Here is a 25,526-nt window from a genome sequence, read left to right as displayed (position 1 = left end):
GATAATCTTCATTCTTCATATGTACACTTTATAAAAAATCGTCTAAGAGATAAATATGGATTTATTGCTACGCCGATTAAGATGATAGTAACGAAAAAGTGAAAATAGTAGCCAACAACTAAAATACCATTGCCTTAATATACTTCAAGATGATTGTTGGGCATTGAATATTGAAAATAACTTTTAAATTATTTATGAACCTCATCGTCGGCTTAGGTAACCCTGGTAAAAAATACGAAAATACCCGCCATAATGTCGGTTTTATGGCTGTTGACTCTATTGCCAAACGGCTTGGTTTAAATTGGGAAAATAATAAAAAATTCAACGCTTTAATATGCATACATAATAATGTAATACACATTAAACCTCAGACATTTATGAATAATTCCGGCCAAGCTGTTCAAGTCATTATGTCCTATTATAAATTACTTCCTAAAAAATTTGGCATTTTGAAAGAGAAAAATAGTGACTTATCAGAAACTCTAACTGTAATCCATGATGATATTGATATTGAATTAGGTAAAATTAAAACATCAGTAGATTCCCGCTCTGCTGGCCATAACGGGGTTGAATCTATTATTAATTATCTTAAAACTAAAAACTTTAAACGTGTTAGAATAGGTATACGCACAGAATCTCTAAATAAAATCACGGCGGAAAAATTTGTTTTACAAAAATTTAACCAAGAAGAACTACAAATTATTAATAAACTAATTTTAGGAATCTCTCTTGCATAAAATAGCTTAAGCGTACTAAAGGAAGTCTGACTTTAAGTACCTGAAGTCAGGCTTTCTTTATTTCGGGCTAGTATTCTAAATAAAAAGACCTCAATGCTTAAACACCGAGGTCATATATTTCTAAATATAAATTACTTGAAAGTCGCAGTAAACCAACGATAGAATTCTATCTTTCTTTTCAACCTACCGCCTCCCCACTGATCTATGAAACGAAATCCAATTGTAATGAAGTATTCGCTGCTAGCATTTCTGGCTACTGCCGGTCCATACTGCTCAGCTCCCGTGATTTTATCTAATTCACGTAAATCTTGTACTCCAATTTTTTCTAAAATATCAACAAAATTCTTTTTACCTTTTAAACTGGCTATTAAGTTATCAACATATTGATAATATTTACCATTTGTACCTTTGTCGATAATATCAGCTTCTAACTCGTGCATCACGACTTCTTCGTGAATAAATAAATCGGAGCCAGGTTCGGCAACAGCTGATGGCGCTTTATCAACAATATGGAAAAGTGCATGACCTAATTCATGGCACAAGATCGCAGCAAATAATATATCCGGATGCCTTACTCCAGAAATTAATAACGCCTTCCATCCGCTATTATAATACATTGAGCTGGGGTGACCTTTTCGCTGGTCTTTTGAAATAAAGCATATTTCAATATCATAACTTTCGGAAGATAAAATCGAATCGCCTTCCAGATATATTTTTTGCGACACCCCATTTAGGTACACAGAGGTATAAAATGTCTTAAAGTTCTTCGCTATCCTTTTCATTAAATCATTTGTATCTTTATATTTTTCTAGAACATTAATGATAGATTTTTTTGATTCTTCCAACTTTTGAGCTCTTGTTGAAAAATCTCTTGTGTAGGCGCTTTCAAACCACCAAACATCCTTATTATTCCTTTTGAAAATGTATTCATACATATCATTTATTATCTTACTAATACTTGCCTTGTATCTTTGCTCATCGACCCTTTTTTTATAACCGATACCCACATATACTAATGCGGCTAAAACCATAAGGGCCAAAATAAGCAAACAGACTTTCAGCCATAGTTTCATCGCTGGTTTGCACTGACAACTTTTTAGCTTTTTGTTGCATTGTGGGCATCTTACGTTCCTTTCTGACCCTCTCACTTCTCTATTCATTTCACATCCTCCCCGTTCATATAAATAAACTGAACAAAATAAGCATGAATAATCTTTAATGTATCTTCGTGATCAGGAAGATCTCCCTTTCCCTCCAAGCTACCCTTTAACCTGAGCCTTAACAATGATAACGCATCAATCTCTTCATCTATCTGTGACATTGAAATTACCTTCTTTTGTTTTTTAATATTGTTAACACTTTCTTTAAAAAGAAGACCCTGTTCCTAAAGAAAAGGGTCTTTATATTTGGGTTGATAGGCGTAGCCGGAATTTAACCCGCGACCTCCCTGACCCCATCAGGGCGTTCTACCAAGCTGAACTATACGCCTAAAACAAACTGTAAAAACTGTTAAAAAGAACGAAGGCATCAGGCGACAGGATTTGAACCTGCGACATCCCGCTCCCAAAGCGGGTGCACTACCAGACTGCGCCACGCCCCAATATGATAATATCTAAAATATTGTCTAGGAGCAAGAACACAAGGTTCTATTTAAGGCTCCAACCAAACCAGGAGGGCGGTTTAACTTTCACCGCTCCTAGACAAAATTCAGGATACTATTTTGAAAGAATAATTAAATATGGTAATATATTACGAGATACTAAAAATATCAATAATCAAACAACAACCAATAATCAATCGCTAATAGGCCATGGCCCCGAGCTCCAGGCCGTCCCCGGTCTCGCGCACGTAGTCCAGGCCGGCGTCGTAGAGATCGACGGCCACGTCGAAGCTCCGGGCGCCCAGCCGCAGATACGCCCCGCCGCCGATGATCACCGCGCGCTCGTGCGCGGCGAGCAACGCGGCGGCTTCGGACAGGGAAGTCGGTTTCACGTAGGTCCGCACAGCCATGGTCTCAGGGTCCTCCGGATCGAAGCAGGCGAATCGAGGCCCAATTGGGCCTGTCGGCACATGTTAGCACATCGTCACCTGGCGGCCAAGTCGGGGAACGACGGCGAGGGTGGCAATCCCGGGGCCCACACGCCGCATGCGGCATCGCTTCGGTCCCGGGCATGATCCCCGATCACGGCGCCAATGTGATGGTTTCGTGATCATTGAATGTTATGATTGTGACCGGTCAACATCACTCTGGATTCAACCTCAGGGGAGCTTGCTCATGCCCAAGCGCGCGCTCATCGGCTTGACTGCCGCAATCATCCTGGCCGCCTCGGCGACGATCGCCCTGGCCGGCACCATTCCCGTCAACGGGACGACATCCTCCATCGAACTGATCGACCAGAAGGCCGGCGGCCTGCAATATCACGTGCGGGTGGGCGATATCCAGACCATCGACGTGTCCACCAAGGGCGGCGAATTCACCCGCCTGGTGCTGCCCGGCTTCCACGCCACCCACGACGAGGGCGCCCCCGAGCTGCCCATGATCAACACGCTGATCGCCGTGCCCCACGGGGCCGTCGCCCGCGTCGAGCTGAGCAACGTCGAGACGCGCACCGTCAGGCTCGCCGACTTCGGGATCGCCGGGCGGCTCATGCCGGCCCAGCCCTCGATGCCCAAGAACGCCGACGCGCAGAGCTGGCCCTTCGTCTACGACGAGTCGGCCTACACCGTCGACAGGGTCGGACGCGACCTGGCCGCCGTGGCGCCCCAGGGCCGCCTGCGCGCCATGGACTTCGCACGGCTCGAGTTCGCGCCGGTCAGCTACCGGCCCCTGACGGGCGAGCTGGAGATCGTCGAGAGCGCCGATCTGGAAGTAGTCTACGAGGGCGGCGACAAGAGCTCCGGCGCCGACCTGTGGGCCCGGACCGACAGCCCCTTCTTCGACAACCTCTACGCCCAGTTCGACGGCGCCAAGGGCCTGCACGACAGCTTCCCCGACCACGTCCGCGACGTGGTGACCATGGTCATCGTCACCCCGCCCGAGTTCCAGTACCAGCTGACCGACTTCGTGAACTGGAAGATCCAGCGCGGCTTCATCATGATCGTGGCCGTGACCGACACACCCGAGGTCGGCTCGACCACCACGACCATCCAGTCGTACATCCACGACCTGTACGACAACGCCACGCCCGCGCAGCCCGCGCCCAGCTTCGTGCTCTTCGTGGGCGACGTGGCCCAGATGCCCACGTTCACCGTGAGCGGCGACGCCACCGACCGGCCCTACTGCGCCGTCGACGGCGACTACGTGCCCGACATCTACTACGGCCGCTTCTCCTGCACCAACGCCACACAGCTGCAGGCCATGATCGACAAGACCATGATGTACGACCAGTTCACCATGCCCGATCCCAGCTACCTGGGCGAGGTGACCATGATCGCCGGCGTGGATGCCGGCTATGCGCCGACTTACGGCAACGGCCAGATCAACTACGGGACCAACACCTACTTCAACGCCGCGCACGGCATCACCAGCAACACGTGGCTCTATCCCGCCTCGGACGGCGCGGGCGTGCCGGCCGCCGTCGTCCAGACCGTCAACGACGGCGTGGCGTACATCAACTACACCGCCCACGGCAGCGAGACCAGCTGGAGCGACCCCAGCTTCACCCAGTCGAACATCAACTCGCTGACCAACGACGGCAAATACTGCATGGCGGTGGGCAACTGCTGCCTGACCAGCACCTACGACTACGGCGAATGCTTCGCCGAGACCTGGCTGCGCGCGGCGAACAAGGGCGCGATCGGCTACATCGGCGCCAGCAACAGCACGCTGTGGGACGAGGACTACTGGTGGGGCGTGGGCTCCGGCTCCATCAGCTCCAGTCCGACATACGCCGTCACCGGCCTGGGCGCCTACGACGGCGTCTTCCACGACCACGGCGAGGGCATGGACCAGTGGTACGTGACCAACGACGCCATGGTCTTCGCCGGCAACCTGGCCGTGCAGGAGGCGGGCTCGGGCAGCACGTCGTACTACTGGAACATCTACAACCTGATGGGCGACCCCAGCCTGAGCACCTACATGGGCGTGCCGGCTCCCAACGCGGTCACCGTCGATGCCATGGGCGCCACGTCGATCACCATCAGCGCCGTGCCGGGCAGCTACGTCGGCCTGACCCAGGGCACGATCCTGATCGGCGCTGGCAGCGTGGGCGTCTCCGGGTCGGCGACCATCGACTTCATGACGACGCCCGACGGCGGCCTGCCCCTGCACATGGTCGTCACCGCCCAGAACCGCGAGCCGCACGTCGAGGACATCCTGATGGCCTCGCCGCAGATCGACCTGAGCGTCACCACCTGCGCCGCCACCCTGGAGCCCGGCCAGCTCGACACGGATGTCCTGACGATCACCAACACGGGCGAGCCCGAATCGCAGCTCAACTTCAGCCTGTCCATCCAGGCCGAGAATCCGTACGAGAAGACCGCCAAGAGCGTGGCGGGCTCCACCGTCTCCTGCGCCGAGACCGAATTCCTGGCCGGCGAGACCGTGGACCTGCACATCTCGGTCTACAACGCCAGCACCGACTACGAGTGGCTGACCGACGTGGAGATCGACTTCCCCGTCGGCGTCACGGTCAACTCGGCCACCGCCCTGACGGGCGGCACGGCGCCCCTGAGCTTCAACGGGCCGACCGGCGACGGCGTGACCGTCAACTGGCACGGCAACGACGGCAGCTGGGGAGCCCTGCACGGCGGCGAGACGGCGAACGGCACCGTCAACGTGACCTTCGGCGGCTCCCTGTCCGGCGAACAGGCCTTCGGCTGGTTCATCCAGGGCGACATCTACGGCTCCACGCCCCACGACCTGAGCGGCAGCTTCGCCATGACCGCCTCGGGTCCGTCGGTCACCGTCACGCAACCCAACGGCGGCGAGACGATGGCCTGGGGTTACGCCCACCCGGTGACCTGGGACCACGCCGGCGACGTGACCGACGTCAAGATAGAGCTGAGCCGCAACGGCGGCGGCAGCTGGGAAACCCTGGTGGCGAGCACGCCCAACGACGGCGACGAGTCCGTCGTCTTCCCGGGACCGAGCACCACCGCGGCCCTGATCCGCGTCTCGAGCCTCGACGACACGGTCGCCGACCAGAGCAACGCCGTCTTCACCCTCTTCGAAATGGTGACCTGGCTGACCCTCGACGTCGAGTCGGGCACGCTGCCCCAGGGCGGCAACCAGCCGGTGACCTTGACCTACGACGCCACCGGCCTGGCCGACGGCGTCTACACGGCCTACGTCCTGATCGCCCACAACGCCGGCGGCGGCCCCGAGGTCGTGACGGTCACCCTGACGGTCGAATCGTCCACGGGCGCCGGCGACACGCCCCGGACGCTGGTCCTGGCGGGCAACTACCCCAACCCGTTCAACCCGTCGACCAAGGTGATCTTCTCGCTGCCGCGCGCGGGCGAGGTCGACCTGGACGTGGTGGACGTGCGCGGCCATCTGGTGCGCGCGCTCCACAGCGGTCCCATGGCCGCAGGCCGCCACGGCGTGGCCTGGGACGGCACGGACGATCTCGGACACGGCGTGGCCTCCGGCGTGTACTTCGCGCGCCTGCGCCACGACGGCCGCGAGCTGACCCACAAGATGCTGCTGACCAAGTAGCACGGATCGCGAACGCAGAAAGCCCCCGGCCGGCGCCTTGCCGGCCGGGGGCTGTTTCATGCGTCCGGGGCGGGTCGGTTACCTGTCGCCCTCCTCGTCCAGGCGCCGCCAGACCTCGTCGATGACGTAGCGCCGGCCGTTGGCGTCGAACTCGCCGGCGTGATACCAGAAGTCGTCCTCGACGCGGCACCGGAAGGTCGCGACCGCGCCCACCAGTTCCGGGTGGGAGTGGTAACGGATCGTCTCGACATAGGTGTCGCCCTCTCGTCGCCAGGTGCCGCCGCCGCCGAAGATCTCGCCCGGTCCCTGCTGCGCGGCGAAGGCGAAGCGGTCGTCGTTGAGGATCTTCACGATGTCGTTGGGCGTCGGTCTGTCGCCCACTTCCAGATCACGGCCCTGCCGCTGCACCAGGATCCACGACCCGCGCAGGTCGCCGGACGTGCCGGCGCACCCGGCCAGCATGACCGTCGCGAGCAACAGGATCATCGTCGTTCGTCTCGGCATCGATTCTCCTTCGGCTGAGCTGGTCACCGCCATGATCCTAACACCGGGGTCCAATATTGCGCCACTATCCGGTGGAGAAACGCCACGTTCCTGAGCGGGTCGAGGCCCTGGCCAGATTCTTCACGTGACGGTCGCCGCGGTCGATTTGGCGAACACTGTGCACGCCATGGGTTTGGAAGATTACTATAAAATATTGACAGATAGGCAGATCGGTTGCAAACTTCGGATCGTCGGAGGGGGTGTAAATAGGGGAATGCCTGATCATGTTGAACATCCGCACTCTATATGATCATATTTTTCATGTTCATGGTGTGGACTAAAAAAATGAGATGGTTTATAATGTAAGGCCATTACGGGACATCAAACAACAACTTGCACGCACATCGGTCGACGCCCGGACCGACGACCACAGAAAGACCCGTGAGGATCGATAGACAATGACACCGATTGACGACAGCAGCCAGCTCAGGGACCGCATTCGGGCGCTACCTGACCACGAACTGCCCAGACTCTTCACCGACATGCCGCCCCCCCCGCGCCCCGCGCGCAGCCGGGGGTTGTATGCCTTTCTCCGCCGGGCGTTCGACATCGTGGTCTCCACAGTTGCGCTCGCTCTGTTCGGCCTGTTCCTGCCGCTGATCGCCCTGGCCATCAGGATCGACTCGCGCGGACCCGTCTTCTACACACAGAGCCGCATCGGACAGAACCGCCGCAGGCACGAGCACGACACCGCCGGTCCCGAACGGCGCAAGGTGATCTACCCGGGACGGCCCTTCCGCATCTACAAGCTGCGGACCATGCGCATCGACGCCGAGAAGGACGGCCCCCAGCTCGCGGCGGCCGGCGACAGCCGGATCACCCGCGTGGGACGCCTGCTGCGCCTTTCGCGCATCGACGAGGTACCCCAGTTCGTCAACGTGCTGCTCGGCTCGATGACCCTGATCGGCCCCCGTCCGGAGCGCCTGTGCTTCGTGCGCCAGTACGAGAGGGACATACCCGACTACTGCGACCGCCTGGCCGCCCAGCCCGGCATCACCGGTCTCGCCCAGGTCAACAACGGCTACGACGAGGATATGCGGTCGGTACGCCGCAAGCTGATGTTCGACCGTTTCTACATCCGCAAGGGCGGCTGGAAGCTGGATCTGAGGATCCTGATCTCCACCGTCCGCGTCGTTTTGACGGGTGAAGGGGCGCGCTAGCCACGGCGATCACCGCTAGGCAAAACTAGATTGTTATGGTATTATATTGAGCCGGGCATCGGACAGTTCGAGCTGCCGCCCGGCTCTAGTATCGTGGAAAAGGCCGCCCCGCCCCTTTCCGCTTCCGGCAACACCAGACAGAGGATCGTACACATGTCTTCCATCTTCCAGACAACGGCCAGGACGCGCGCCGCGCAGTCCGCCTGTTCGATCGCCCTCCTCTTGACCGTGCTGCTCGTCGTTCCCGCGGACGCCGCCGACCGCAACGCCGAGCCGGCCGCAGCCACCCACGACGTGAGCCCGCTGGCCTCCGTGCAGCTCTTCCGGGCCGACACCGTCGACCACGACGTGGCCAAGCTCGAAGACCTGCAGGCGGAGGGACTGGGCCTGCCGCCCCGCTTCGCGGTGCCCCAGGAGACCTTCATCACACCCGACACCCACGGCACGTGGGAGCGACTGGACGAGAGTACCATGCTCTGGCGCCTGCGCGTGGGTTCGTCCGGCGCGCTGTCCCTGAACCTGGGCTTCGCCCGCTACGCCATGCCGGCGGGCGGCCGCCTGTTGATCTACCCGGCGGACGGCAGCGCCGCGGCCATCGCCTTCGACGACGCCGACAACAAGGCCCACGGCGAGCTGTGGACGCCGCTGGTCGAGTCCGCGGAGCTGGTGGTCGAGGTGGAGCTGCCCGTGAAGGCCGTCGCCCTGCTCGAGCTGGAGTTGACCGCGGTCAACACCGGCTACCGCAAGTTCGGCGACATGTTTCCCGAGAAGGCCGGCACCTGCAACATCGACGTGGTCTGCGCCGAAGGCGACGACTGGCGCGACGACATCCAGAGCGTGGCGGTCTACCAGCGCAGCGGCTCCTGGGCCTGCACCGGCGTCATGGTCAACAACACGGCCGACGACGAGACCCCCTACTTCCTCACGGCCGACCACTGCGGCCTGACCAGCAGCAGCGACGCGACCCTCGTCGTCTACTGGAACTTCCAGAGCCCCGTCTGCGGGCAGCAGGGCGGCGGCAGCCTCGCCCAGTTCCAGAGCGGTTCGACCTTCGTGACCGGCAGCAGCGCGTCCGACTTCACGCTGGTGCAGCTGGACGCCGCGCCCGATCCCGCGTGGAACGTGGCCTACGCCGGCTGGAGCAACAGCAGCGCCGACCCCACCAGCGCGGTGGCGATCCACCATCCCAGCACCGACGAGAAGAGCATCAGCTTCGAGTACGACCCCTGCACGACCACGTCCTATCTGGGCACCGCCGTGCCGGGCGACGGCTCCCACATCCGCATCGAGGACTGGGATGTGGGCACCACCGAACCCGGCTCGTCCGGTTCGCCGCTCTTCGACCAGGACCACCACGTCGTCGGCCAGCTGCACGGCGGCTACGCGGCCTGCGGCAACAACGACTCCGACTGGTACGGGCGCGTGTCCGTGTCCTGGCCGGCGGGGCTGGGCACGTACCTCGATCCCCTGGGCCTGGGCGTGACCGCCTGGGACCTGCTGGCCCCCTACGCCACCGGGCTTCGCGTCAGCGCCGGCAGCTACGACGGCCAGGGCGATCAGGGCGGCCCCTTCACGCCCGCCTCCTTCGCCTACACGCTCACCAACAACGGCGACACACCGCTCGATTACGAGGCGAGCGCCGACGTGAACTGGGTCGACGTGGGCAACGCGACCGGCAGCCTCGCGGCCGGAGGCCAGGCCACCGTCACCGTCTCGTTCAACGCCAACGCCAACGCGCTCGGCATCGGCAGCCACAACGGCACGCTCGGCTTCGTGAACGTCACCAACCACGACGGCGACACGACGCGCGCGGTGAACCTGCAGGTCGGCGTGCCCGAGATCGTCTACGAGTGGAACATGGACACCGACCCCCTGTGGAACGCCGAAGGCGACTGGGCCTGGGGCCAGCCCCAGGGCAGCGGCGGCCAGTACGGCAACGGCGATCCGACCGCCGGCTTCACCGGCGCCTACGTCTACGGCTACAACCTGGCCGGCGACTACCCCAATAGCCTGCCGGAGCGGCACCTGACCACCCAGGCCATCGACTGTTCCGGACTCGAGGCGGTGACCCTGAAGTTCCAGCGCTGGCTCAACGTGGAGCGGCCAGCCTACGATCACGCCTATCTGCGCGTCAGCAACGACGGCGTCGCCTACACCACCCTGTGGGAGAACGGCGCGGAGGTGACCGACAACGCCTGGTCGCAGTACGCATTCGACATCTCCGCCTACGCCGACGGCCAGGCCACGGTCTACCTGCGCTGGACCCAGGGCACGACCGACGGCAGCTGGCAGTACTCCGGCTGGAACATCGACGACGTGGAGATCTGGGCCCTGCAGCCCAGCCAGGCGAGCGCGGTCGGGAGCCCGAACCGCCGTCTGGCGACGCTCCTGCCCACCGTGCCCAACCCCTTCAATCCCCAGACGACCGTGTCGTTCGTGCTGACCGCGCCCGCCCGGGCGACGCTCGCGGTCTACGACATGCGCGGTCATCGGGTCAGGACCTTGCACGACGGCGACATGCCCGCGGGAACCCACACCGCGATCTGGGACGGCAGGGACGCGTCCGGACGCGGTCTGCCCAGCGGCGGTTACGTCTTCCGGCTGACAGCCGGGGGAGATTCCCAGGTCGTCAAGGCCCTGCTCGTCCGCTAGCTGCCACGGCGGCGGAGGCCCCGGGGCCTCCGCCGCCGCAATCCCGTGAACCCGGCGAAAACATCGATCGGGCAGACTTTTACTTACCATATCGCAAGACTCCGCACCAACCGCCGGGGACCGTCGTCTGGTCTTGGGTAGAGCCCTGTGGTATCATCATGACGTGCCCGCGAGGGCCGAGATCATGACCCCCCTCGCAGGACACGCGTCAGGGAGGGTGACATGGCGGTCAAGATCTTCAGTGCGCCCTACTACTACACGTTGGCGCGCGACATCCCCGGCGAGGCTTGCCGTCTGCTGTCCAGGCTCGCCAGCGAGGAAGTGAACATCCTCGCCTTCAACGCTCTCCCGGTCGGGCCCGACGAGACACAGCTCATCATCTACCCCTTCAACACGACCTGGCTCGCCGACGTGGCCAGGCACACGGGGTTGACGTTGAGCGGACCCCACCACGCGTTCATCGTCCAGGGCGACGACGAACTCGGAGCCCTGGTGGAGATCCACCAGAAGCTCTGCGACGCCAACATCAACGTGGAGAACTCGAGCGGCCTCGTGGACGGCAAGGGTGGCTACCGGTACATCCTGCACGTCGGCGAGAGCGATTACGAGAAGGCGGCGGAGATCCTCGGCGCGGCCCACACACCCTCGAAGTGGGACAACTTCGAGCTGAAGATCCCGCGGCAATTCGAAACCGAGATGTAGGGCGGGGCGCGGGCGGAGCCGGTGCCCGCAGGGACGAGCGGAACAGGCCGCGGCTCAGGCCGCGCGAACCCGGCCCGTGTACGACAGGTAGCCGCGAAGCGACGAACCCTCCAGGCGCCGGTCCAGCCTCTCCTCGTACAGCATCACACAGCGCATGATGGGCCGCGACGCCTGCTTGAGCAGCGTGCGCAGCGATTCGCGCGCGGCGGGGTTGTTGCGTACCCAGTGCGAACTGACCACGCGGCTGGCCGCGCTCTCGAGCCAGGCCTGCGACTGGCTGCGGATCTCGCGGGCGCGGACCGCGCCGGAGGTCCGGTCCAGGTAGGAATCGATCAGGCCGTGGGCCTCGTCGACCAGGGACTCCTGCGAGAGCGTGGTCAGGTGCGTCGCGCCCTCGCCGGCCCACACCGCCCGCAGGAATTCCGCCTTCGTATCGGCCACTGCCTCGGTGCAGGCGCGCCCGACGACGCCGGTGTGTGTATCGCTGGAAGCGGTGATAGGCAGGTTCAGTTCGGCGGCCAGCCCGGCGGTGATCAGGTTCTGCAGGGGCGTGCGGGCCGCGTTCAGTTCCAGCATGTCGAAGCGGGCGGCGATTTCCGGCACGCGGGAGAAGTCGACGTCGCCCCGCCTCAGCTCCGCGCGCTCCCACCACGTGGGGTGGTTGTACTGGCAGCGGAGCGCGTGCTCGCGCGCGAAGGCGAGCAGGTCGTCCAGGGTGGTGACGCTCATCCTCAAGCGCGCGTAGAGATCGGGATCGAGGCCGTACAGGTTGACGTGGATGGTGAAGCCGAGGGACGGATCGTAGAGCGTATGCTCCACGCCGGGAATCACGAGCGCGCGGTCAGACTCGGACAGCCGGCGCATCAGCGCCTCGTAGCCGTCCATGGTGTCGTGGTCGGTCAGGACGAAGTAGTCCATGCGGCGGTCCGCGTCGCGATGCCCGAGGGCGGTCTCGAAGAGGGCGCGCGGATGCAGCGCCGGCAGCAGCGGCACATCGAACGAATACGAGGAATGCACGTGGAGGTCGGCTTTTCGTGTACTGGATGACATGGTCGGATAACTTATAGCGCGAGGTCCGCCGCGCCAGCGGCCATATGCGGCGACCCGGTAACATACATCTCGTTCAGTTGGTTACAAGACCCCGGAATCGCGCGCGAGCACGACGTCCCCCCTGCGAGCAGGCTCCTTCAGCAGGGCGCGGATGCGGTGGGCCAGTCGCCGGGTCGCCTCGCCGTCGATCCTCCCCAGCCTTTCCTCGGCCAGGCTGCGCTGTCCGGGCGCGCGCGCGCCCAGGCGCACACGGACCGTCTCCGCGAGATTCGACGGCGCGCAGGAGGCCGCCACCGCCAGCGTCCTCTCGCGCGAAGGCGGCAGGTCGGCGGGCCAGACCGCGGGCTCCAGGGGGCGCGCCAGCACGGCAGGCGTATCGAAGAGCAGGGCCTCCCAGAAGGCGCCGGAGAGATCGCTGACCGTGCATTGGGCCCCCGGCACGTGGACGTGCGAAGCCCCGGAGGCGGGCAGGACTTCCGCGCCGACCTCGAGAGCGAAGCGGCCCACGTCGGATGCCTCGCAGAGCGGATGGGGCGACAGCACGACGTCGCAGTCGCGGGCCAGCTCGCGGAAGGCCCCGCGCCAGCGACGGGACAGCAGCAGGCCGTGCTGCTCGACGTCGGGTCCCCAGGTGGGCAGCACCAGGATGCGCGGACGGCCCGTCGGCGCGGGATTGTCGAACCGGCCGCCCCCGGCGAGGAAGCGGTCCAGGTGGAGATAGCCGTCCGGAGCGAACGACCAGTCGTGGACCGTCACGCCGCCGCGCCGGTAGAGCCGGGCGCCCGTCGTCGCGCCGAACGCGCCGACGACGCTCACCCCGTGGCGGCCGCGCGCGACGTCCGCGCTGGTGCCCGGCTTGCCGCTGCGGCCGTGGGAGAGCACGACCAGGTCGAGGTGACGGCCCAGGTCTCCGAGCACGTCGGTCATCGCCTCGTAGTTGAAGTGGGCGGTGACGATCACGTCCAGGTCGTGGTGCGAGATGGCGCGGGCGGCGGCGGACGATTCCTGGCCCGGCTCGAGCAGGACGCAGGGCGCTCCGGGTAATTCGCCGCGCACCAGCTCCCGTCCGGGGCCGGCCACGAACCAGATGCCGCCGAGCTCGGCGTAGAGGTCGCGCAGATGGCTGAAGATGTGGGCGCGGCTCCAGTCGGGGACGGAGCTGTAGAGCCACCAGCCGATACGCGGCACCCTGGCGCGCAAACGTGTGCTGTCGATGCCGGCGGTGTGAGGAAGCATCACCAGCTCGATGTCCAGCTCGGCCAGCAGTTCCTCGCCCCAGCGGCGGCGGTACGTGTCGGAATCCCAGTCGTCGCCGTGGAAGACGCGCGAGACACGGTAGCGGCGGCAGAGGGCCGCGCGGTCGCTGCCGACGACCACCTCTTCGGCCACGCCCAGCTCACGGATGGCCGCGGCGCGCTCCAGCTCGGAATTGGCCGGCTGCACGCCCTTGTATTCGCGCACGGCGGCGTCGGTATGCACGCCCACCACCAGGCGGTCGCAGCGTTCGGCCGCACGGCGCAGCAGGTTGACGTGCCCCTCGTGGCAGAAGTCGTACACGCCGAGCGCGAGCCCCGTGACGCGGCGACGCCGTTCGCGAAGGACCAGCGCGATTCCCGCGACCATCATGACGCCGCCGGCGATCCATGTGAACAGGGCGAACATGGCCTCTATATCGGCAGGGGATGTGCTATCTTGACGACCAGAGAAGGGAAGGCGGCATGTGCGGTAGATTCACCCTGGCGCTCTCGCCCGAGGAGCTGGCCCAGCTCATGGCGCTGGACGCGGCCCTGGACCTGGAACTGGGCCTGCGTCCGCGCTACAACATCGCGCCGGGCCAGGATGTCGTGGCGGCGGTGCAGGAGGCGCCGGACGGGCCGCGCGAGGCCCGCGTTTTCCGCTGGGGACTGGTGCCGTCCTGGGCCCAGGATCCGGCGATCGGCAACCGGTTGGTCAACGCCCGCGCGGAGACCGCCGCCGCGAAGCCGTCCTTCCGCGACGCCTACCGGCGCCGGCGCTGCCTGGTACCCGCCGACGGCTTCTACGAGTTGCAACGGCAAGGCGGGCGCAAGCAGCCCTGGATCTTCCGCGTGATCGACGAGCCGGGCTTCTGCATGGCCGGGCTGTGGGAGACCTGGCGCCCGTCCGGCGCCGAGCCCCTGCATACCTGCACGCTCCTGACCACCGCCGCCAACGCGCTGCTGCGGCCGGTCCACGATCGCATGCCCGTCATCCTGCACCGCGACGACTACGAGCGCTGGCTGACCACCCAGCCGGACGCCGCCACGGGCCTGCGCGACCTGCTGCGCCCCTTCCCCGCCGAGGCCATGACGGCCTGGCCGGTCGGCCCGCTGGTCGGCAACCCGCGCAACGATGTGCCGGAATGCGTGGAGCCCGTGGGGCTGGCGGAGGCGCCCGATAATGCCGATGATGAATCCGGCGGCCAGATGTCGCTCCTGTGATATGATGGATGGGTCCCGATGTCCTCTCGCCCGGGGGCGCACTGATGAAGACGGCCGTCAAGATCACCCTGTTCATCCTGCTCAACCTACTGGTTGCCGAGGGCGTTCTGCGCGTCCAGCAGGCTCTCGGCCCCCTCTGCGACCTGAAGCTGGAGAACGTCGACCAGGAGATGCTCTCCGACGTCCTGAACCACCGGCCCCTGCCGCTGCTGAACTGGACGCTCGTCGGGCGAGACGTGTACGGCGAATACGCCGGCCTGAGCTACGCGATCCGACGCGACAGCCTGGGCGTGCGGATCAACGGGCTGCGTCCGGATCCCGCACACGGCGCGGCCTCGTTCACGGCGCTGTTCCTGGGGGATTCGTTCGTAGAGGGTTACGACGACCCGCACACGCTGGTCCAGGCGGCCTACGAGCGGCTGCGCGAACTGGGCGCCGTCGACGGCAACGCCCGGTTCTGCAACGCCGGACACTCGTCCTACGCCCCCTCGATCCTGATCCCGCAGGCCAAGCTCCTCGTGCCCCGGCTGAAACCGGACCTGGTCGTCGTGGTCGTCAACCATTTCGATCTCGGCGACGAGGCGATCCGCTACCAGCGCCTGGTGGTGCGGGACGATGATGACCGGATCGTCGCCGTGCGGGCGAGCCCGGTCAACGTGGAGTCGGTCACCGGCCTGATGTCGATCAAGAAGGAGCCGCTGTACCTGATGCGCTTCCTGCGCAAGCTCTACTTCACGAGGATCCACATGCCGGCGTTCGACAAGGGCTACCGGAGCTGGTATCCGGGCGAGGTGTCACAGTTCGCCACGGACCGGGCGGGCAGCGCGGCCAAGTACCGGCGCGAGCTGGCGCTGTTCGACGACGTGCTGGCGGAACTGGCCGACACGCTGCTCGAGCTGATGGGCTCGCCAGAGCGGATCCTGTTCGTCTGCCATCCGTACCTGCACCACCTGACGCCCGAAGCGGACGGCTTCGTGTGGCGCGATCTGGTGACGCCGGCGGTGGCGGCCGCGGCGGCCCGGCGGGGCATCCCCATGTACGACGCGACACCGGACCTGCGCAGGATCTTCGGCGACGATCCGCAGGCCTACTACTGGCACGGGGACACACATTTCAACTTCGAGGGCTTCCGCAGCTACGGCGAGCTGATCGCCGACCGGCTGGCGCCGCAGATCGAGGCGCTGCGCCGAGCCCGGACCGGCACTCCTACCCGCTGACGGGGATCTCCACGATCCTGATCATGTTGGTATGTCCCGGCTGGTGCAGGGGCAGCCCGGCGGTGACCACCACCGTCTGGCCGGGCCGGCAGCAGCCGCAGGCGACGGCCAGCCGCACGGCGTCCCCCTCCAGCGCGTCCAGGTCGTCGCGTGACGCGGCCATCATGGGCACGGCGCCCCAGACCAGGGATAGCCGCCGCCAGGTCGCCGCGTCGTCGGTCATGGCCAGGATCGGCTGACGCGGGCGGTGCTTGGCCACCAGGCTCGTCGTGCTGCCCGAGCGGGTCAGGGTGACGACGGCCGCGGCGCCGATCTCCTCTGCCATCCGCACAGCGGCGCGGGCCACGGCCTCGTCGGCGGAGAGGGAGCCGCGCACGGCGAAGCGCGCGCTCCAGTCGCGGTAGGGGAAGACTGCCTCGGCCGCCTCGGCGATCCGCGCCATGGTCTCCACCGCCGCGACCGGGTGCGCGCCGACGGCCGTCTCCTCCGAGAGCATCACGGCGTCGCTGCCGTCGAGGATGGCGTTGGCCACGTCGGACACCTCGGCCCGGGTGGGCCGGGGGCTGTCGACCATGGACTTGAGCATCTGGGTGGCTGTGATCACCGGCTTGCCGGCGGCGTTGGCGCGCGCGATGAGCGACTTCTGGACGGCCGGCACGTTCTCCATGGGGATCTCCACGCCCAGGTCGCCGCGCGCCACCATGATCCCGTCCACCAGAGAGAGGATCTCCTCGATGTTGGTGATCGCCTCGCGCTGCTCGATCTTGGCGATGATCGGCGCGTGCCGGCCGGCCTCGTCCATCACCGCCAGGCAGGCGCGGACGTCGGCGGCGCTGCGCACGAAGGACAGGGCGACGAAATCCACGCCATGCTCGAGGCCGAAACGCAGGTCCGCGATGTCCTTGTCGTCCAGGATGGGCGCGCTGACGGTGCCGCTGGGCAGGTTGATCCCCTTGTTGGAGTTCAATTCGCCGCCGACGTTGACGCGGCAGACGATGTCGGGACCGTCCACCTTATCGACGATCATGTCGAGTGCCCCATCGGCCAGCAGCAGGGTGTCGCCAACGTTGACGTCGCGGGGCAGGTCCTTGTAGAGCAGCGAGACCGCGGCGGCGTCGCCGGGCACGTCGCGCGCGGTCAGGGTGAAGGTCTGTCCCGAGCGCAGTACGACCGGGCCGTTGGCGAATCCGCCGATGCGGAGCTTGGGACCGGCCAGGTCCTGCAGGATCGCCAGCGGCCGGTCGAGGCGCGCGGCCATCTCCCGCACGTCGCGGATGATCCCGAGCTTCGTCTCCCGCGCGCCATGCGAGAAGTTGAGCCGGACGACGTTCATGCCGGCCAGCACGAGCCGTTCCAGCATCCGGGGCGAACGCGTGGCGGGCCCTATCGTGCAGACGATCTTTGTGCGGCGCATGGATCTCCTTCCGGGTTGGAGGGCATTCTATCACCGACGGGGGAAAGCCACCACTTGACATATTATTAAGACATGTCTATAATATAGACCTTGTTCGCAACCACGACGCCTCGGGGGCCGAAACAGGGGGGTAGACATGGACACGGAGACCGCCCGCGCGGACATCGATTTCATCCGGGACGTCCTGCGCCGCACGCAGGCCCGCATCGACACCCATTCCTTTCACAGCGTGCACTGGGGCGCCATCGTACTGGTCTGGTACCCGGCGGCCAACTACTTCTGCAGCCGCGAACGCTACGACGTCAGCACGGCGCTGACGATCGGCTGCGTGGTCGTCGGCACGCTCTTCAGCATCGTGCGCGAGACACGCCTGAGCAGACGCCCGCGCCTGGAGGGCGGCAACACCTTCATCGGCGACCAGGTCAAGCTGATCACGGCCTTCTGCATCGGCGCGGGCCTCTTCTTCAGCATCCTCGGGCCGAGGCTGGGCCTCCTGCCCGACGCCGGCATCTCCATCGTCTGGGGGTTCGCCTACGCGGTGCTGGCCTTCATGCTGGGCGTGGTCTACACGCGCGAGTACCTCTACGCCGGCGTCGCGATCTTCGCCGGCTCCGTCCTGGCCATGCTGTTCCCCCTCTACATGGGGTACATCCTGGGGCCGTTCATGGGCCTTGGCCTGATGGTGCCCGGGCTGATGGGCGAGCGCCGGGTCAGGAAGCTGGTGGACGGGCATGCCTGAGCACACCTTCGACCCTCTCCTGCTGTCGCAGGCGCGGCTGGGCATCGTCACGGCGCTGGTCACGCGGCGGGATGCGACCTTCAGCGATCTGAAGGCCTTGCTGGGCATGACGCAGGGAAACCTGGGGATCCATCTGCAGAAGCTGGAGGAGGCGGGGTACGTGGCGGTGAAGAAGGAGTTCGTGCACAGGAGGCCGCGGACGACGGTTCGGCTCACGGCCAAGGGTCGGAAGGCGTTTATGGCTCACGTGGAGGAGTTGGGGCGGATCGCGCGGGAGGCGGGGGTGTGATCAAGGCGCAACACATGCGCTGAAGATGCGTATCGTGAAACACCCCTCCCACATCCCCGGAGTCGATCATGTCCAAGCGCGTCTTCGTCTCGGTCATCGCATTATGCACGGTGTTCGCTGCGTCGCTCTGGATCATATCATTCCCTGCGAGGAAAGACGCGAACCCCACGACCACCTACCGCATCGCCCTGAGCGAAGAGCACGGGGGCGACGAGGCCCAGTCCCGCACCCACCCCACCTCCGGCGCCATGGCCGCCATGCAGTGGCTGGCCCGGCAGCGCGCCTACCCCGCCGAGAAGTACCCGCGCACCGGCTGGCTCGAAGCCTGGCGCGACGCCCGCGCCCGCCTGCGCGAACCCGCCCGCAAGAACCTCTCCCCCTGGCGGGCCATCGGCCCCAGGAACATCGGCGGCCGCACCCTGGCCCTGGCCTTCAACCCCCAGAACCCGCAGACCATCTGGGCCGGCTCGGCCAGCGGCGGGCTGTGGCGCAGCTTCACCGCCGGCGTCGGCGAGGCGGCGTGGCACCGCGTGGAGACGGGCTTTCCCGTGCTCGGGGTCTCCTCGATCGCCATCGACCCGGCCGACTCCAACCTGATGTACATCGGCACCGGCGAGGTCTACTCGTACGACGACACCCAGGGCGGCATCGCGGTGCGCCTGACGCGCGGCAGCTTCGGCCTCGGCGTGATCAAATCCGTGGACGGCGGGGTCACCTGGTTCAAGAGCCTGGACTGGTCCTACGACCAGCAGCGCGGCGTGCAGGTGGTGAAGCTGGCTCCCGACAACCCCGACATCGTGTGGGCCGGCTCCACCGAGGGCATCTTCAAGACGGTGGACGCGGGCGCGAGCTGGCACCAGGTGCACGACGTGGTCATGACCACCGACCTGCTGATCCACGCCGTCGACACGGACGTCGTGGTGGCCGCCTGCGGCAACCTGGAGAGCCCCGGCGGCGGCCTGTACCGCACCGACGACGGCGGGCAGACCTGGGTCGAGCTGGAGGGCGCGGACGTGATCCCGCCGATCTACGACGGCAAGGCCCTGCTGGCGTCCTCGGCCGCCGACCCGGACGTCTTCATGGCCAGCATCGGCAACGGCGGCTCGGGTCACAACGCCAACTGGCTGATCCGCAGCGAGGACGCGGGCGCGACCTGGTTCGGCGTTTCGCAGTTCGACTATTCGAAATGGCAGGGCTGGTTCTCCCACGACGTGGCCATCGATCCCGGCGACGCGTGGCACGTCGTCACCTCGGGCATCGACATCCACCGCCTCTACCAGCAGGGGCCGCTCATGCAGAACCTCACCGACTGGCGCCTGAGCTACTTCGGGCAGGTGCCTGTCGGCGGGCCGGAGGGCCCGTACGACTATTCCCACGCGGACCATCACGACATCGCGTGGCACCCGACCGACCCGGACGTGATCTACTTCGCCAACGACGGCGGCGTGTTCCGCACCACGGACGGCGGGCTGACCTTCGAGGGCTGCAACGGCGGCTACCAGACCACCCAGTTCTACGCCGGCTTCTCCAGCTCGGCGACCGACCCGCACCACGCCATGGGCGGCATGCAGGACAACTACTCGGCCATCTACGACGGCAGCGACGCCTGGATCCGGGTGGTCGGCGGCGACGGGGCCTGGACCGCCATCGATCCCGTCGACGAGGACATCCTCTACGCGTCGGCCCAGCACCTCTACCTCTTCAAGTCCACCGACCGGGGGCTGAACTGGCTCGAGATCACGCCCGATCCGATGATCGGCAGCCCCGGGTTCGTCGCGCCCTACGCCCTCGCCGGCCCCGAGCACCCGCAGACCATCTACGCCGGCACCACGAACCTGATCCGCTCGCTGGACGGCGGCGCCAGCTTCCAGTACCGGCGCTACCTGGGCGGCAACCCGGCCCTGGCGCTGGCCGTCTCCCCCGCCGACGACCGCTACCTGGCCGTGACCACGGCGCCGGTGAACTCGCACGCCCGCGTCTACGCCTCCTACGACGGCGGCGACAGCGTCGTCGACGTGACCGGCGTCCTGCCGGACCGCTACCCGGTCGGGCTGGGCTTCGCGCCGGACGATCCGCTGGTCTTCTACGTGGCCTTCTCGGGGTTCGGCACCGGCCACGTCTTCGGCACCGACAACGGCGGGCAGACCTGGCAGGACCTGACCGGCGGCCTGCCGGACGTGCCCACAAGCTCCGTGCTGGTCGATCCGCTTTATCCGGATCACATCTACGTGGGCAACGACCTCGGTGTGTACGTCTCCCTGGACCGCGGACTGACCTGGAACGCCTACACGGACGGCATGCCCGAGGCCGCCGTCTGCATGGACCTCTCGACCTGCGGCCGCGAACGACTGCTGCGCGTCTCCACCTACGGCAACGGCGTGTGGGAACGGGAGCTGCTCGGCGGGGGGCCGACCGCCGCGGAAGACGCCGCGCCGCCGGGGGCCGCTCTGCTGCGGGTGGGGCAGAACGCGCCCAACCCCTTCAATCCCCGCACGTCGATCCCCTTCGCCCTGGCGCGCGACGCCCGGGTGGCCGCCGACGTGCTCACGGTGCGCGGCGAACGGGTGGCGACCCTGATGCGCGACGTGCGCCCGCGCGGCGATCATGTTATACACTGGGACGGCACGTCGGACGACGGCCGGCGGGTGCCCGCGGGCGTCTATCTCTGCCGGATCGCGGCCGACGGCCGCGCCGTCGTCGTCAAGATGCAGCTCGTTCGTTGAGGGAGTCGAGACATGCCGGACATCCTGCACACGTTCACCATCGCGGCGCCCGCCGCCGACGTCTACCGCGCCCTGACCGAACAGCAGGGGCTGGCTTCCTGGTGGACCGAACAGACCACCGCCGAGACCGGCCTCGGCGCGCGCCTGATCTTCGACTTCGGGGAGCGCTATCACAACGCCATGACCGCGGTGGACCTCGAAACGGACCGGCGCGTCGCCTGGTACATCGACGAGGCCCACCCCGAATGGGTCGGCACGCTCGTCACCTTCGACCTGGAGCCCGACGGCGGGCTGACGCGCATGCGTTTCGGCCACCGCGACTGGCGCGAGGCGACCGATTTCTTCGCCAGCTGCAACTATCAGTGGGGACGCTACATGCAGAGCCTGAAGAACTACTGCGAGACCGGCGCCGGGCAGCCCTGGCGCGCCGAGAAAGAGATCCTGGATTAGCCCGGGAGAGCCGGAGCCGCTCCGCGTCGAAGGAGTGGCCTCCCGGAAGACGGGACAGACTCGAGAATGCCCGTTCCTCCATGGGGGCGTGGTACGCTTCGCGCTACCCCGACTTCCCCGGGCTGACCATGAGTGCGTAACGGGCCACTGGTGTTACACGGAAAACGACCGCCCCGGCGTGGAGGCCGGGGCGGTCGCGTTTGCGCGAGTTAATCAGCATGGGGCGGGTCAATCGCCGCTTCCGCCACCATCGCCGTCGGGCGCGGGCGCGATCGCCGCCTCCCCGCCGCCCGCCCCGCCATCGCTCCACAGCCCATACTCCTGCCCGAACTGGGCCAAAAACTCCGGCCCCAGCGCGCGGCCGGTCACGTAGACCGGCAGCAGGATGACCGTCCCGAGGTAGGGGATCGCCAGCAGCAGCCAGCCGACGCAGCAGGTGACCAGGCTGGCGGCCAGGACCGCGATACCAATGCCGATGGCCAAGGCCAGGTAGAAGAGCGCGAAGAGGATCATGGGCACCGCCCGCGCCTGCAGCAGCGGCAGGAAAATCCGCCAGCCGTCCAGCACGTGGACGCGCCGGCCGTACATCACGGGCACGACGAACTGGTCGGTCCAGAAATTGACCAGCGTCGCGGCGATGCCCAGCCCCAGGCCGACCAGGGCCAGCAGGCCGGCCGCGAGGATGCCGATGCCGCGCCAGGCGCCGCCCTCGACGATGGGCACGATCGTGAACAGGGCGGGCAGCACCAGGGCGATCGCGAACACGCCGCAGACGATCTGCACGCCGATGCGCCACAGGAACAGGGAATCCGCCAGCCGTCCGAACTCGCGCCACGGCTGGGACACCTTGGCGCGCCGGTGGACCACGTTGTCCAGGAACATGAACTCGCCGCGCGAGCTGAGCCAGGCCAGCAGCAGGGCGAGGGCCAGCCCGAACACGATCAGCAGCAGGATGATGCCCGCTTCCAGACCGCCCAGGCCGAACCAGTCGAAATGGCCGGCGCCCCAGCGGTCGAAATCGCCGCGAAGGAGGTGTCCCGCCTCGTCGGCGTCGATCTTGACGCCGTTGCGCCCCCAGTTGCCGCCGCCCAGTCCGGCGTTGTCCCACAGGCGCGCCAGCCAGGCCGTGAAGCCCAGCACGAACCAGATCTCCAGGTTGAAGGGGCGGAAGAGCATGGTCTTCATGCGCGCCCAGGCGCGTTGAAGCGGGGCTGTATACTGGATGGGCATGGGCGGCCTCCGCTGCTGATGTCCTGTGGTCACGGATCCATTCTTCCCTTATCGTCCCCCAAACGCAAGCACAGGTTGACGGGTTGCACCTGAGGTACAGCGACGATGGGCGAGTTCTACGCACTGATGTGCGCTGTGGTCTGGGCGACGGCGGTCATCTTCCTGAAGCGTTCCGGCGAGACCTTCTCGCCCTTCGCGCTCAACCTGTTCCGGGTCGGGGTCAGCTCGGCGCTCCTGGTCGTCACCGTCTACGCGGCGGGCCAGGGCCTGCTGCTGGACGCCCCGGTGCGGGACTACCTGGTCCTGGTCGCCAGCGGCGTGATCGCCATCGCCCTGGCCGACACCATGTTCCACAAGAGCCTGAACACCATCGGCGCCGGCGTCACCGCCATCATCGACTGCCTCTACTCGCCGCTGGTGGTCACCTTCGCCTTCCTGCTGATCGACGAGCGCCTGTCGGTCTTCCACCTGCTGGGCATGGCGCTGATCCTCGGCGGCGTGCTGCTCGCCTCGCGGATCGAATCCCCGGCGGGACTCGACCGCGCCGCGCAGGTCAAGGGCATCCTGTGGGGCGTGGGCGCCATGATCGCCCTGTCCCTGGGCGTCGTGATGGCCAAGCCGGTGCTCGAACGCTCGCCGCTCCTGTGGGCCACCACGGTGAGGCAGCTCGGCGCCCTGGCGTTCATGCTGCCGGTGGCGCTGGCGTCGTCGCGGCGCGGCGACTATCTGCGCTCCTTCCGGCCGCGACGCGACTGGCGGTTCGGCCTGCCGGGCACCGTGCTCGGCTCCTACGTGTCGCTGATGCTCTGGCTGGCGGGCATGAAGTACACCGAGGCCGGCACCGCCGCCATCCTCAACCAGACCAGCACCATCTTCGTGCTGGTCTTCGCCACGCTGTTCCTGCGCGAGGCGTTCACGCGGCGCAAGTTCGCCGCCGCCGCCCTGGCGGTCTGCGGCATCCTGCTGGTGACCCTCTCATGATCCGGAGGTCGAGATGTCCCGTCCCGCAGCCGTCGCCCTGACGTTCATGATGCTCGCCTCCCCGCTCGCGGCCTCCTCCCCCGAGCCGGTCGAGTCGCCCGTCCCCTCGACCATGGACCTGATCGTGTCGTCTGCCCTGGCCGACAGTTCCGCCTACCGGCTGCTGGAGGAACTGTGCGACATCGCGGGACCCCGGCCGAGCGGCTCGGCGAACTACGAGGCGGCCGCCGCGTGGGCGATGCGGCGCCTGCGCGAGGCCGGACTCGTGAACGTGGGACGGGAACCGGTGGCCGTCCCCCACTGGGTGCGCGGCGACGAGTCGGCATGGCTGCTGGAACCGCACGCGGCGCGGCTGACCATGATCGGCCTGGGCGGCAGCGTGGGCACGCCGCCGGGCGGCCTCGAGGCCGACGTGCTGGCGGTGCGCGACTTCGACGAGCTGGAAGCCCGGGCGGACGAGGCCGCCGGCCGGTTCGTCCTCTTCGACCCGCCCTGGGAGGGCTACGGCGAGACGGTCCGGTACCGGACGCGCGGCGCCATCGCCGCCGCGCGGCACGGCGCGGTGGGATGCCTGATCCGCTCGGTGACGCCCGCCCAGGACTCCACGCCCCACACCGGAGTCATGCGCTACGACGAGGGGGACACCATCCCCCGCATCCCCGCGGCGGCCCTGTCGGTCGAGGACGCGGCCAGGCTGCACCGCCAGGCCCGGCGCGGCCTGCCCGTGCGCGTGCACCTGGAGATGGCAGCCCGATGGCATCCGGACGCGGCATCCGCGAACGTGGTCGCCGAGCTGACTGGGCGCGCGCATCCGGAAAAGATCGTCCTGGTGGGGGGCCACCTCGATTCGTGGGACGTGGGGTGCTGCGCCCACGACGACGGCGCCGGCTGCGTGATCGCCATGGAGGCCGCGTCGCTGCTGAAGCGCATGGGCCTGCAACCGCGCCGCACCATCCGCGTGGTGCTCTTCGCCGATGAGGAAATGACCCAGACGGGTGGCCGCACCTACGCCCGCGACCACGCGGACGAGCTGGCGAACCACGTGGCGGCCCTCGAATCCGATTCGGGTGGCTACCCGCCGGCGGGCTTCACCGTGCGCGGCGACTCCCTGTCGATCAACCGCCTGGCGGAGATGACGGCGCCCCTGGCGGCCCTGGGCGCGAGCGAGGTTTCCGAGGGCTGGGGCGGCGTGGACATCTCGTTCCTGGCCGACGCGGGCGTGCCGCTGATCGGACACCGGGTCCACAACGACGGCTACTTCGACGTCCATCACAGCGCGGCCGACACCATCGACAAGGTGGACCCCGGCGCTCTGCAGAGGAACGTGGCGGCCGTCGCGGCGCTGCTGTGGGCGCTGGCCGAATCGCCGGCGGCGCTGCGCTAACCCGGATTATTCATGAATCTTAACTGACGAAAGCCTTCCGATCGGCTAAAGTTGTTTTACCACAAGCAACTACACCGCAAAGAAAGGCTTTCATCGTGTCCCATTCTACAGAACAGCCCGTTCTTTTTCCAGCCCTC

The 25,526-nt window shown here is 65.3% G+C and carries 21 protein-coding genes and 2 tRNA genes; 14 read left to right on the top strand and 9 right to left on the bottom strand.

Translation table 11 applies throughout. From position 1 onward, the window contains the following. Together KJ554_14725 and pth are read left to right on the top strand one after the other, a co-directional pair. The coding region (locus KJ554_14725) for a hypothetical protein (GenBank protein MBU0743584.1) at positions 1-102 on the top strand (102 nt) is incomplete at its 5' end. 92 nt (positions 103-194) lie between these two features. After that, the gene (gene pth / locus KJ554_14720) at positions 195-737 is read left to right on the top strand and encodes an aminoacyl-tRNA hydrolase (GenBank protein MBU0743583.1); all 543 of its coding nucleotides are present in this window, start codon (positions 195-197) and stop codon (positions 735-737) included. Positions 738-868: 131 nt separating this feature from the next. Here the strand turns inward: pth and KJ554_14715 are convergent, their stop codons facing one another. The 4 genes from KJ554_14715 to KJ554_14700 all read right to left on the bottom strand — a co-directional run bounded on the left by KJ554_14715 (position 869) and on the right by KJ554_14700 (position 2,747). Next, positions 869-1,897: a hypothetical protein gene (locus tag KJ554_14715; GenBank protein ID MBU0743582.1), complete on the bottom strand. Its 1,029-nt coding sequence runs from the start codon at positions 1,895-1,897 to the stop codon at positions 869-871. Positions 1,898-2,152: 255 nt separating this feature from the next. Further along, positions 2,153-2,226: transfer RNA gene (locus KJ554_14710), tRNA-Pro, on the bottom strand. A 37-nt stretch (positions 2,227-2,263) separates the two neighbouring features. After that, positions 2,264-2,337 (bottom strand) — tRNA-Pro (locus tag KJ554_14705). A 200-nt stretch (positions 2,338-2,537) separates the two neighbouring features. Then, on the bottom strand, positions 2,538-2,747 hold the full coding sequence (locus KJ554_14700) for an FAD binding domain-containing protein (GenBank protein MBU0743581.1): 210 nt from the start codon (positions 2,745-2,747) through the stop codon (positions 2,538-2,540). 265 nt (positions 2,748-3,012) lie between these two features. Here KJ554_14700 and KJ554_14695 point away from each other — a divergent pair, with 265 nt between their 5' ends. Then, entirely contained in the window at positions 3,013-6,396 is a 3,384-nt protein-coding gene (locus KJ554_14695) for a hypothetical protein (GenBank protein ID MBU0743580.1), read from the top strand. A gap of 78 nt (positions 6,397-6,474) precedes the next feature. Here the strand turns inward: KJ554_14695 and KJ554_14690 are convergent, their stop codons facing one another. Next, positions 6,475-6,900, bottom strand: a complete 426-nt coding sequence (locus KJ554_14690) for a hypothetical protein (protein ID MBU0743579.1) — start codon at positions 6,898-6,900, stop codon at positions 6,475-6,477. A 437-nt stretch (positions 6,901-7,337) separates the two neighbouring features. Between KJ554_14690 and KJ554_14685 the strand changes: the two genes are divergently transcribed. The 3 genes from KJ554_14685 (at position 7,338) to KJ554_14675 (ending at position 11,453) form a co-directional block, all read left to right on the top strand. Next, positions 7,338-8,099 (top strand): sugar transferase, encoded by a 762-nt coding sequence (locus tag KJ554_14685; GenBank protein MBU0743578.1) that lies wholly within the window; start codon positions 7,338-7,340, stop codon positions 8,097-8,099. Positions 8,100-8,252: 153 nt separating this feature from the next. Then, a complete protein-coding gene (locus tag KJ554_14680) occupies positions 8,253-10,751 on the top strand; it encodes a trypsin-like peptidase domain-containing protein (protein ID MBU0743577.1) in 2,499 nt (832 codons plus the stop codon). A gap of 222 nt (positions 10,752-10,973) precedes the next feature. Continuing rightward, entirely contained in the window at positions 10,974-11,453 is a 480-nt protein-coding gene (locus KJ554_14675; GenBank protein MBU0743576.1) for a hypothetical protein, read from the top strand. A 54-nt stretch (positions 11,454-11,507) separates the two neighbouring features. Here the strand turns inward: KJ554_14675 and KJ554_14670 are convergent, their stop codons facing one another. Both KJ554_14670 and KJ554_14665 read right to left on the bottom strand, forming a co-directional pair. After that, positions 11,508-12,503, bottom strand: coding sequence for a hypothetical protein (locus KJ554_14670; GenBank protein MBU0743575.1), 996 nt, complete (start codon positions 12,501-12,503; stop codon positions 11,508-11,510). Between the two features lie 81 nt (positions 12,504-12,584). Next, the gene (locus KJ554_14665; GenBank protein MBU0743574.1) at positions 12,585-14,165 is read right to left on the bottom strand and encodes an adenylyltransferase/cytidyltransferase family protein; all 1,581 of its coding nucleotides are present in this window, start codon (positions 14,163-14,165) and stop codon (positions 12,585-12,587) included. A 56-nt stretch (positions 14,166-14,221) separates the two neighbouring features. Here KJ554_14665 and KJ554_14660 point away from each other — a divergent pair, with 56 nt between their 5' ends. Beyond that, positions 14,222-14,962, top strand: a complete 741-nt coding sequence (locus KJ554_14660; GenBank protein ID MBU0743573.1) for an SOS response-associated peptidase — start codon at positions 14,222-14,224, stop codon at positions 14,960-14,962. 44 nt (positions 14,963-15,006) lie between these two features. After that, positions 15,007-16,179, top strand: a complete 1,173-nt coding sequence (locus KJ554_14655) for an SGNH/GDSL hydrolase family protein (GenBank protein MBU0743572.1) — start codon at positions 15,007-15,009, stop codon at positions 16,177-16,179. On the opposite strand, the gene pyk is transcribed toward KJ554_14655, so the two are convergent. After that, a complete protein-coding gene (gene pyk / locus KJ554_14650; protein ID MBU0743571.1) occupies positions 16,169-17,593 on the bottom strand; it encodes a pyruvate kinase in 1,425 nt (474 codons plus the stop codon). The two genes, KJ554_14655 and pyk, sit on opposite strands and share 11 nt — an antisense overlap. A 136-nt stretch (positions 17,594-17,729) precedes the next feature. Between pyk and KJ554_14645 the strand changes: the two genes are divergently transcribed. The 4 genes from KJ554_14645 to KJ554_14630 all read left to right on the top strand — a co-directional run bounded on the left by KJ554_14645 (position 17,730) and on the right by KJ554_14630 (position 21,794). Continuing rightward, positions 17,730-18,332, top strand: a complete 603-nt coding sequence (locus KJ554_14645) for a hypothetical protein (GenBank protein MBU0743570.1) — start codon at positions 17,730-17,732, stop codon at positions 18,330-18,332. Further along, a complete protein-coding gene (locus tag KJ554_14640) occupies positions 18,325-18,621 on the top strand; it encodes a transcriptional regulator (GenBank protein MBU0743569.1) in 297 nt (98 codons plus the stop codon). The genes KJ554_14645 and KJ554_14640 overlap by 8 nt, the downstream gene beginning before the upstream one ends. A gap of 68 nt (positions 18,622-18,689) precedes the next feature. Continuing rightward, positions 18,690-21,344 (top strand): hypothetical protein, encoded by a 2,655-nt coding sequence (locus KJ554_14635; GenBank protein MBU0743568.1) that lies wholly within the window; start codon positions 18,690-18,692, stop codon positions 21,342-21,344. 12 nt (positions 21,345-21,356) lie between these two features. Beyond that, entirely contained in the window at positions 21,357-21,794 is a 438-nt protein-coding gene (locus tag KJ554_14630; GenBank protein MBU0743567.1) for an SRPBCC domain-containing protein, read from the top strand. A gap of 228 nt (positions 21,795-22,022) precedes the next feature. Here KJ554_14630 and KJ554_14625 read toward each other — a convergent pair whose 3' ends face one another. Continuing rightward, positions 22,023-23,024 (bottom strand): hypothetical protein, encoded by a 1,002-nt coding sequence (locus KJ554_14625; protein ID MBU0743566.1) that lies wholly within the window; start codon positions 23,022-23,024, stop codon positions 22,023-22,025. Between the two features lie 105 nt (positions 23,025-23,129). Here KJ554_14625 and KJ554_14620 point away from each other — a divergent pair, with 105 nt between their 5' ends. Both KJ554_14620 and KJ554_14615 read left to right on the top strand, forming a co-directional pair. Further along, entirely contained in the window at positions 23,130-24,005 is an 876-nt protein-coding gene (locus KJ554_14620; GenBank protein ID MBU0743565.1) for a DMT family transporter, read from the top strand. 13 nt (positions 24,006-24,018) lie between these two features. After that, positions 24,019-25,389 (top strand): M20/M25/M40 family metallo-hydrolase, encoded by a 1,371-nt coding sequence (locus tag KJ554_14615; GenBank protein MBU0743564.1) that lies wholly within the window; start codon positions 24,019-24,021, stop codon positions 25,387-25,389. The last annotated feature ends 137 nt before the right edge of the window (positions 25,390-25,526 follow it).

The sequence above is a fragment of the bacterium genome (assembly GCA_018814885.1).
GTDB lineage: Bacteria > Krumholzibacteriota > Krumholzibacteriia > LZORAL124-64-63 > LZORAL124-64-63 > JAHIYU01.
Note: the sequence above shows the minus strand (reverse complement) of the source record. Positions and strands in the feature narration are given on the sequence as shown.

Excerpts from the sequence above, each read along its gene's own strand:
- pth (MBU0743583.1), top strand. The coding sequence starts at position 195 with ATGAACCTCATCGTCGGCTTAGGTAACCCTGGTAAAAAATACGAAAAT.
- KJ554_14715 (MBU0743582.1), bottom strand. The coding sequence starts at position 1,897 with ATGAATAGAGAAGTGAGAGGGTCAGAAAGGAACGTAAGATGCCCACAA.
- KJ554_14700 (MBU0743581.1), bottom strand. The coding sequence starts at position 2,747 with ATGGCTGTGCGGACCTACGTGAAACCGACTTCCCTGTCCGAAGCCGCC.
- KJ554_14695 (MBU0743580.1), top strand. The coding sequence starts at position 3,013 with ATGCCCAAGCGCGCGCTCATCGGCTTGACTGCCGCAATCATCCTGGCC.
- KJ554_14690 (MBU0743579.1), bottom strand. The coding sequence starts at position 6,900 with ATGCCGAGACGAACGACGATGATCCTGTTGCTCGCGACGGTCATGCTG.
- KJ554_14685 (MBU0743578.1), top strand. The coding sequence starts at position 7,338 with ATGACACCGATTGACGACAGCAGCCAGCTCAGGGACCGCATTCGGGCG.
- KJ554_14680 (MBU0743577.1), top strand. The coding sequence starts at position 8,253 with ATGTCTTCCATCTTCCAGACAACGGCCAGGACGCGCGCCGCGCAGTCC.
- KJ554_14675 (MBU0743576.1), top strand. The coding sequence starts at position 10,974 with ATGGCGGTCAAGATCTTCAGTGCGCCCTACTACTACACGTTGGCGCGC.
- KJ554_14670 (MBU0743575.1), bottom strand. The coding sequence starts at position 12,503 with ATGTCATCCAGTACACGAAAAGCCGACCTCCACGTGCATTCCTCGTAT.
- KJ554_14665 (MBU0743574.1), bottom strand. The coding sequence starts at position 14,165 with ATGTTCGCCCTGTTCACATGGATCGCCGGCGGCGTCATGATGGTCGCG.
- KJ554_14660 (MBU0743573.1), top strand. The coding sequence starts at position 14,222 with ATGTGCGGTAGATTCACCCTGGCGCTCTCGCCCGAGGAGCTGGCCCAG.
- KJ554_14655 (MBU0743572.1), top strand. The coding sequence starts at position 15,007 with ATGAAGACGGCCGTCAAGATCACCCTGTTCATCCTGCTCAACCTACTG.
- pyk (MBU0743571.1), bottom strand. The coding sequence starts at position 17,593 with ATGCGCCGCACAAAGATCGTCTGCACGATAGGGCCCGCCACGCGTTCG.
- KJ554_14645 (MBU0743570.1), top strand. The coding sequence starts at position 17,730 with ATGGACACGGAGACCGCCCGCGCGGACATCGATTTCATCCGGGACGTC.
- KJ554_14640 (MBU0743569.1), top strand. The coding sequence starts at position 18,325 with ATGCCTGAGCACACCTTCGACCCTCTCCTGCTGTCGCAGGCGCGGCTG.
- KJ554_14635 (MBU0743568.1), top strand. The coding sequence starts at position 18,690 with ATGTCCAAGCGCGTCTTCGTCTCGGTCATCGCATTATGCACGGTGTTC.
- KJ554_14630 (MBU0743567.1), top strand. The coding sequence starts at position 21,357 with ATGCCGGACATCCTGCACACGTTCACCATCGCGGCGCCCGCCGCCGAC.
- KJ554_14625 (MBU0743566.1), bottom strand. The coding sequence starts at position 23,024 with ATGCCCATCCAGTATACAGCCCCGCTTCAACGCGCCTGGGCGCGCATG.
- KJ554_14620 (MBU0743565.1), top strand. The coding sequence starts at position 23,130 with ATGGGCGAGTTCTACGCACTGATGTGCGCTGTGGTCTGGGCGACGGCG.
- KJ554_14615 (MBU0743564.1), top strand. The coding sequence starts at position 24,019 with ATGTCCCGTCCCGCAGCCGTCGCCCTGACGTTCATGATGCTCGCCTCC.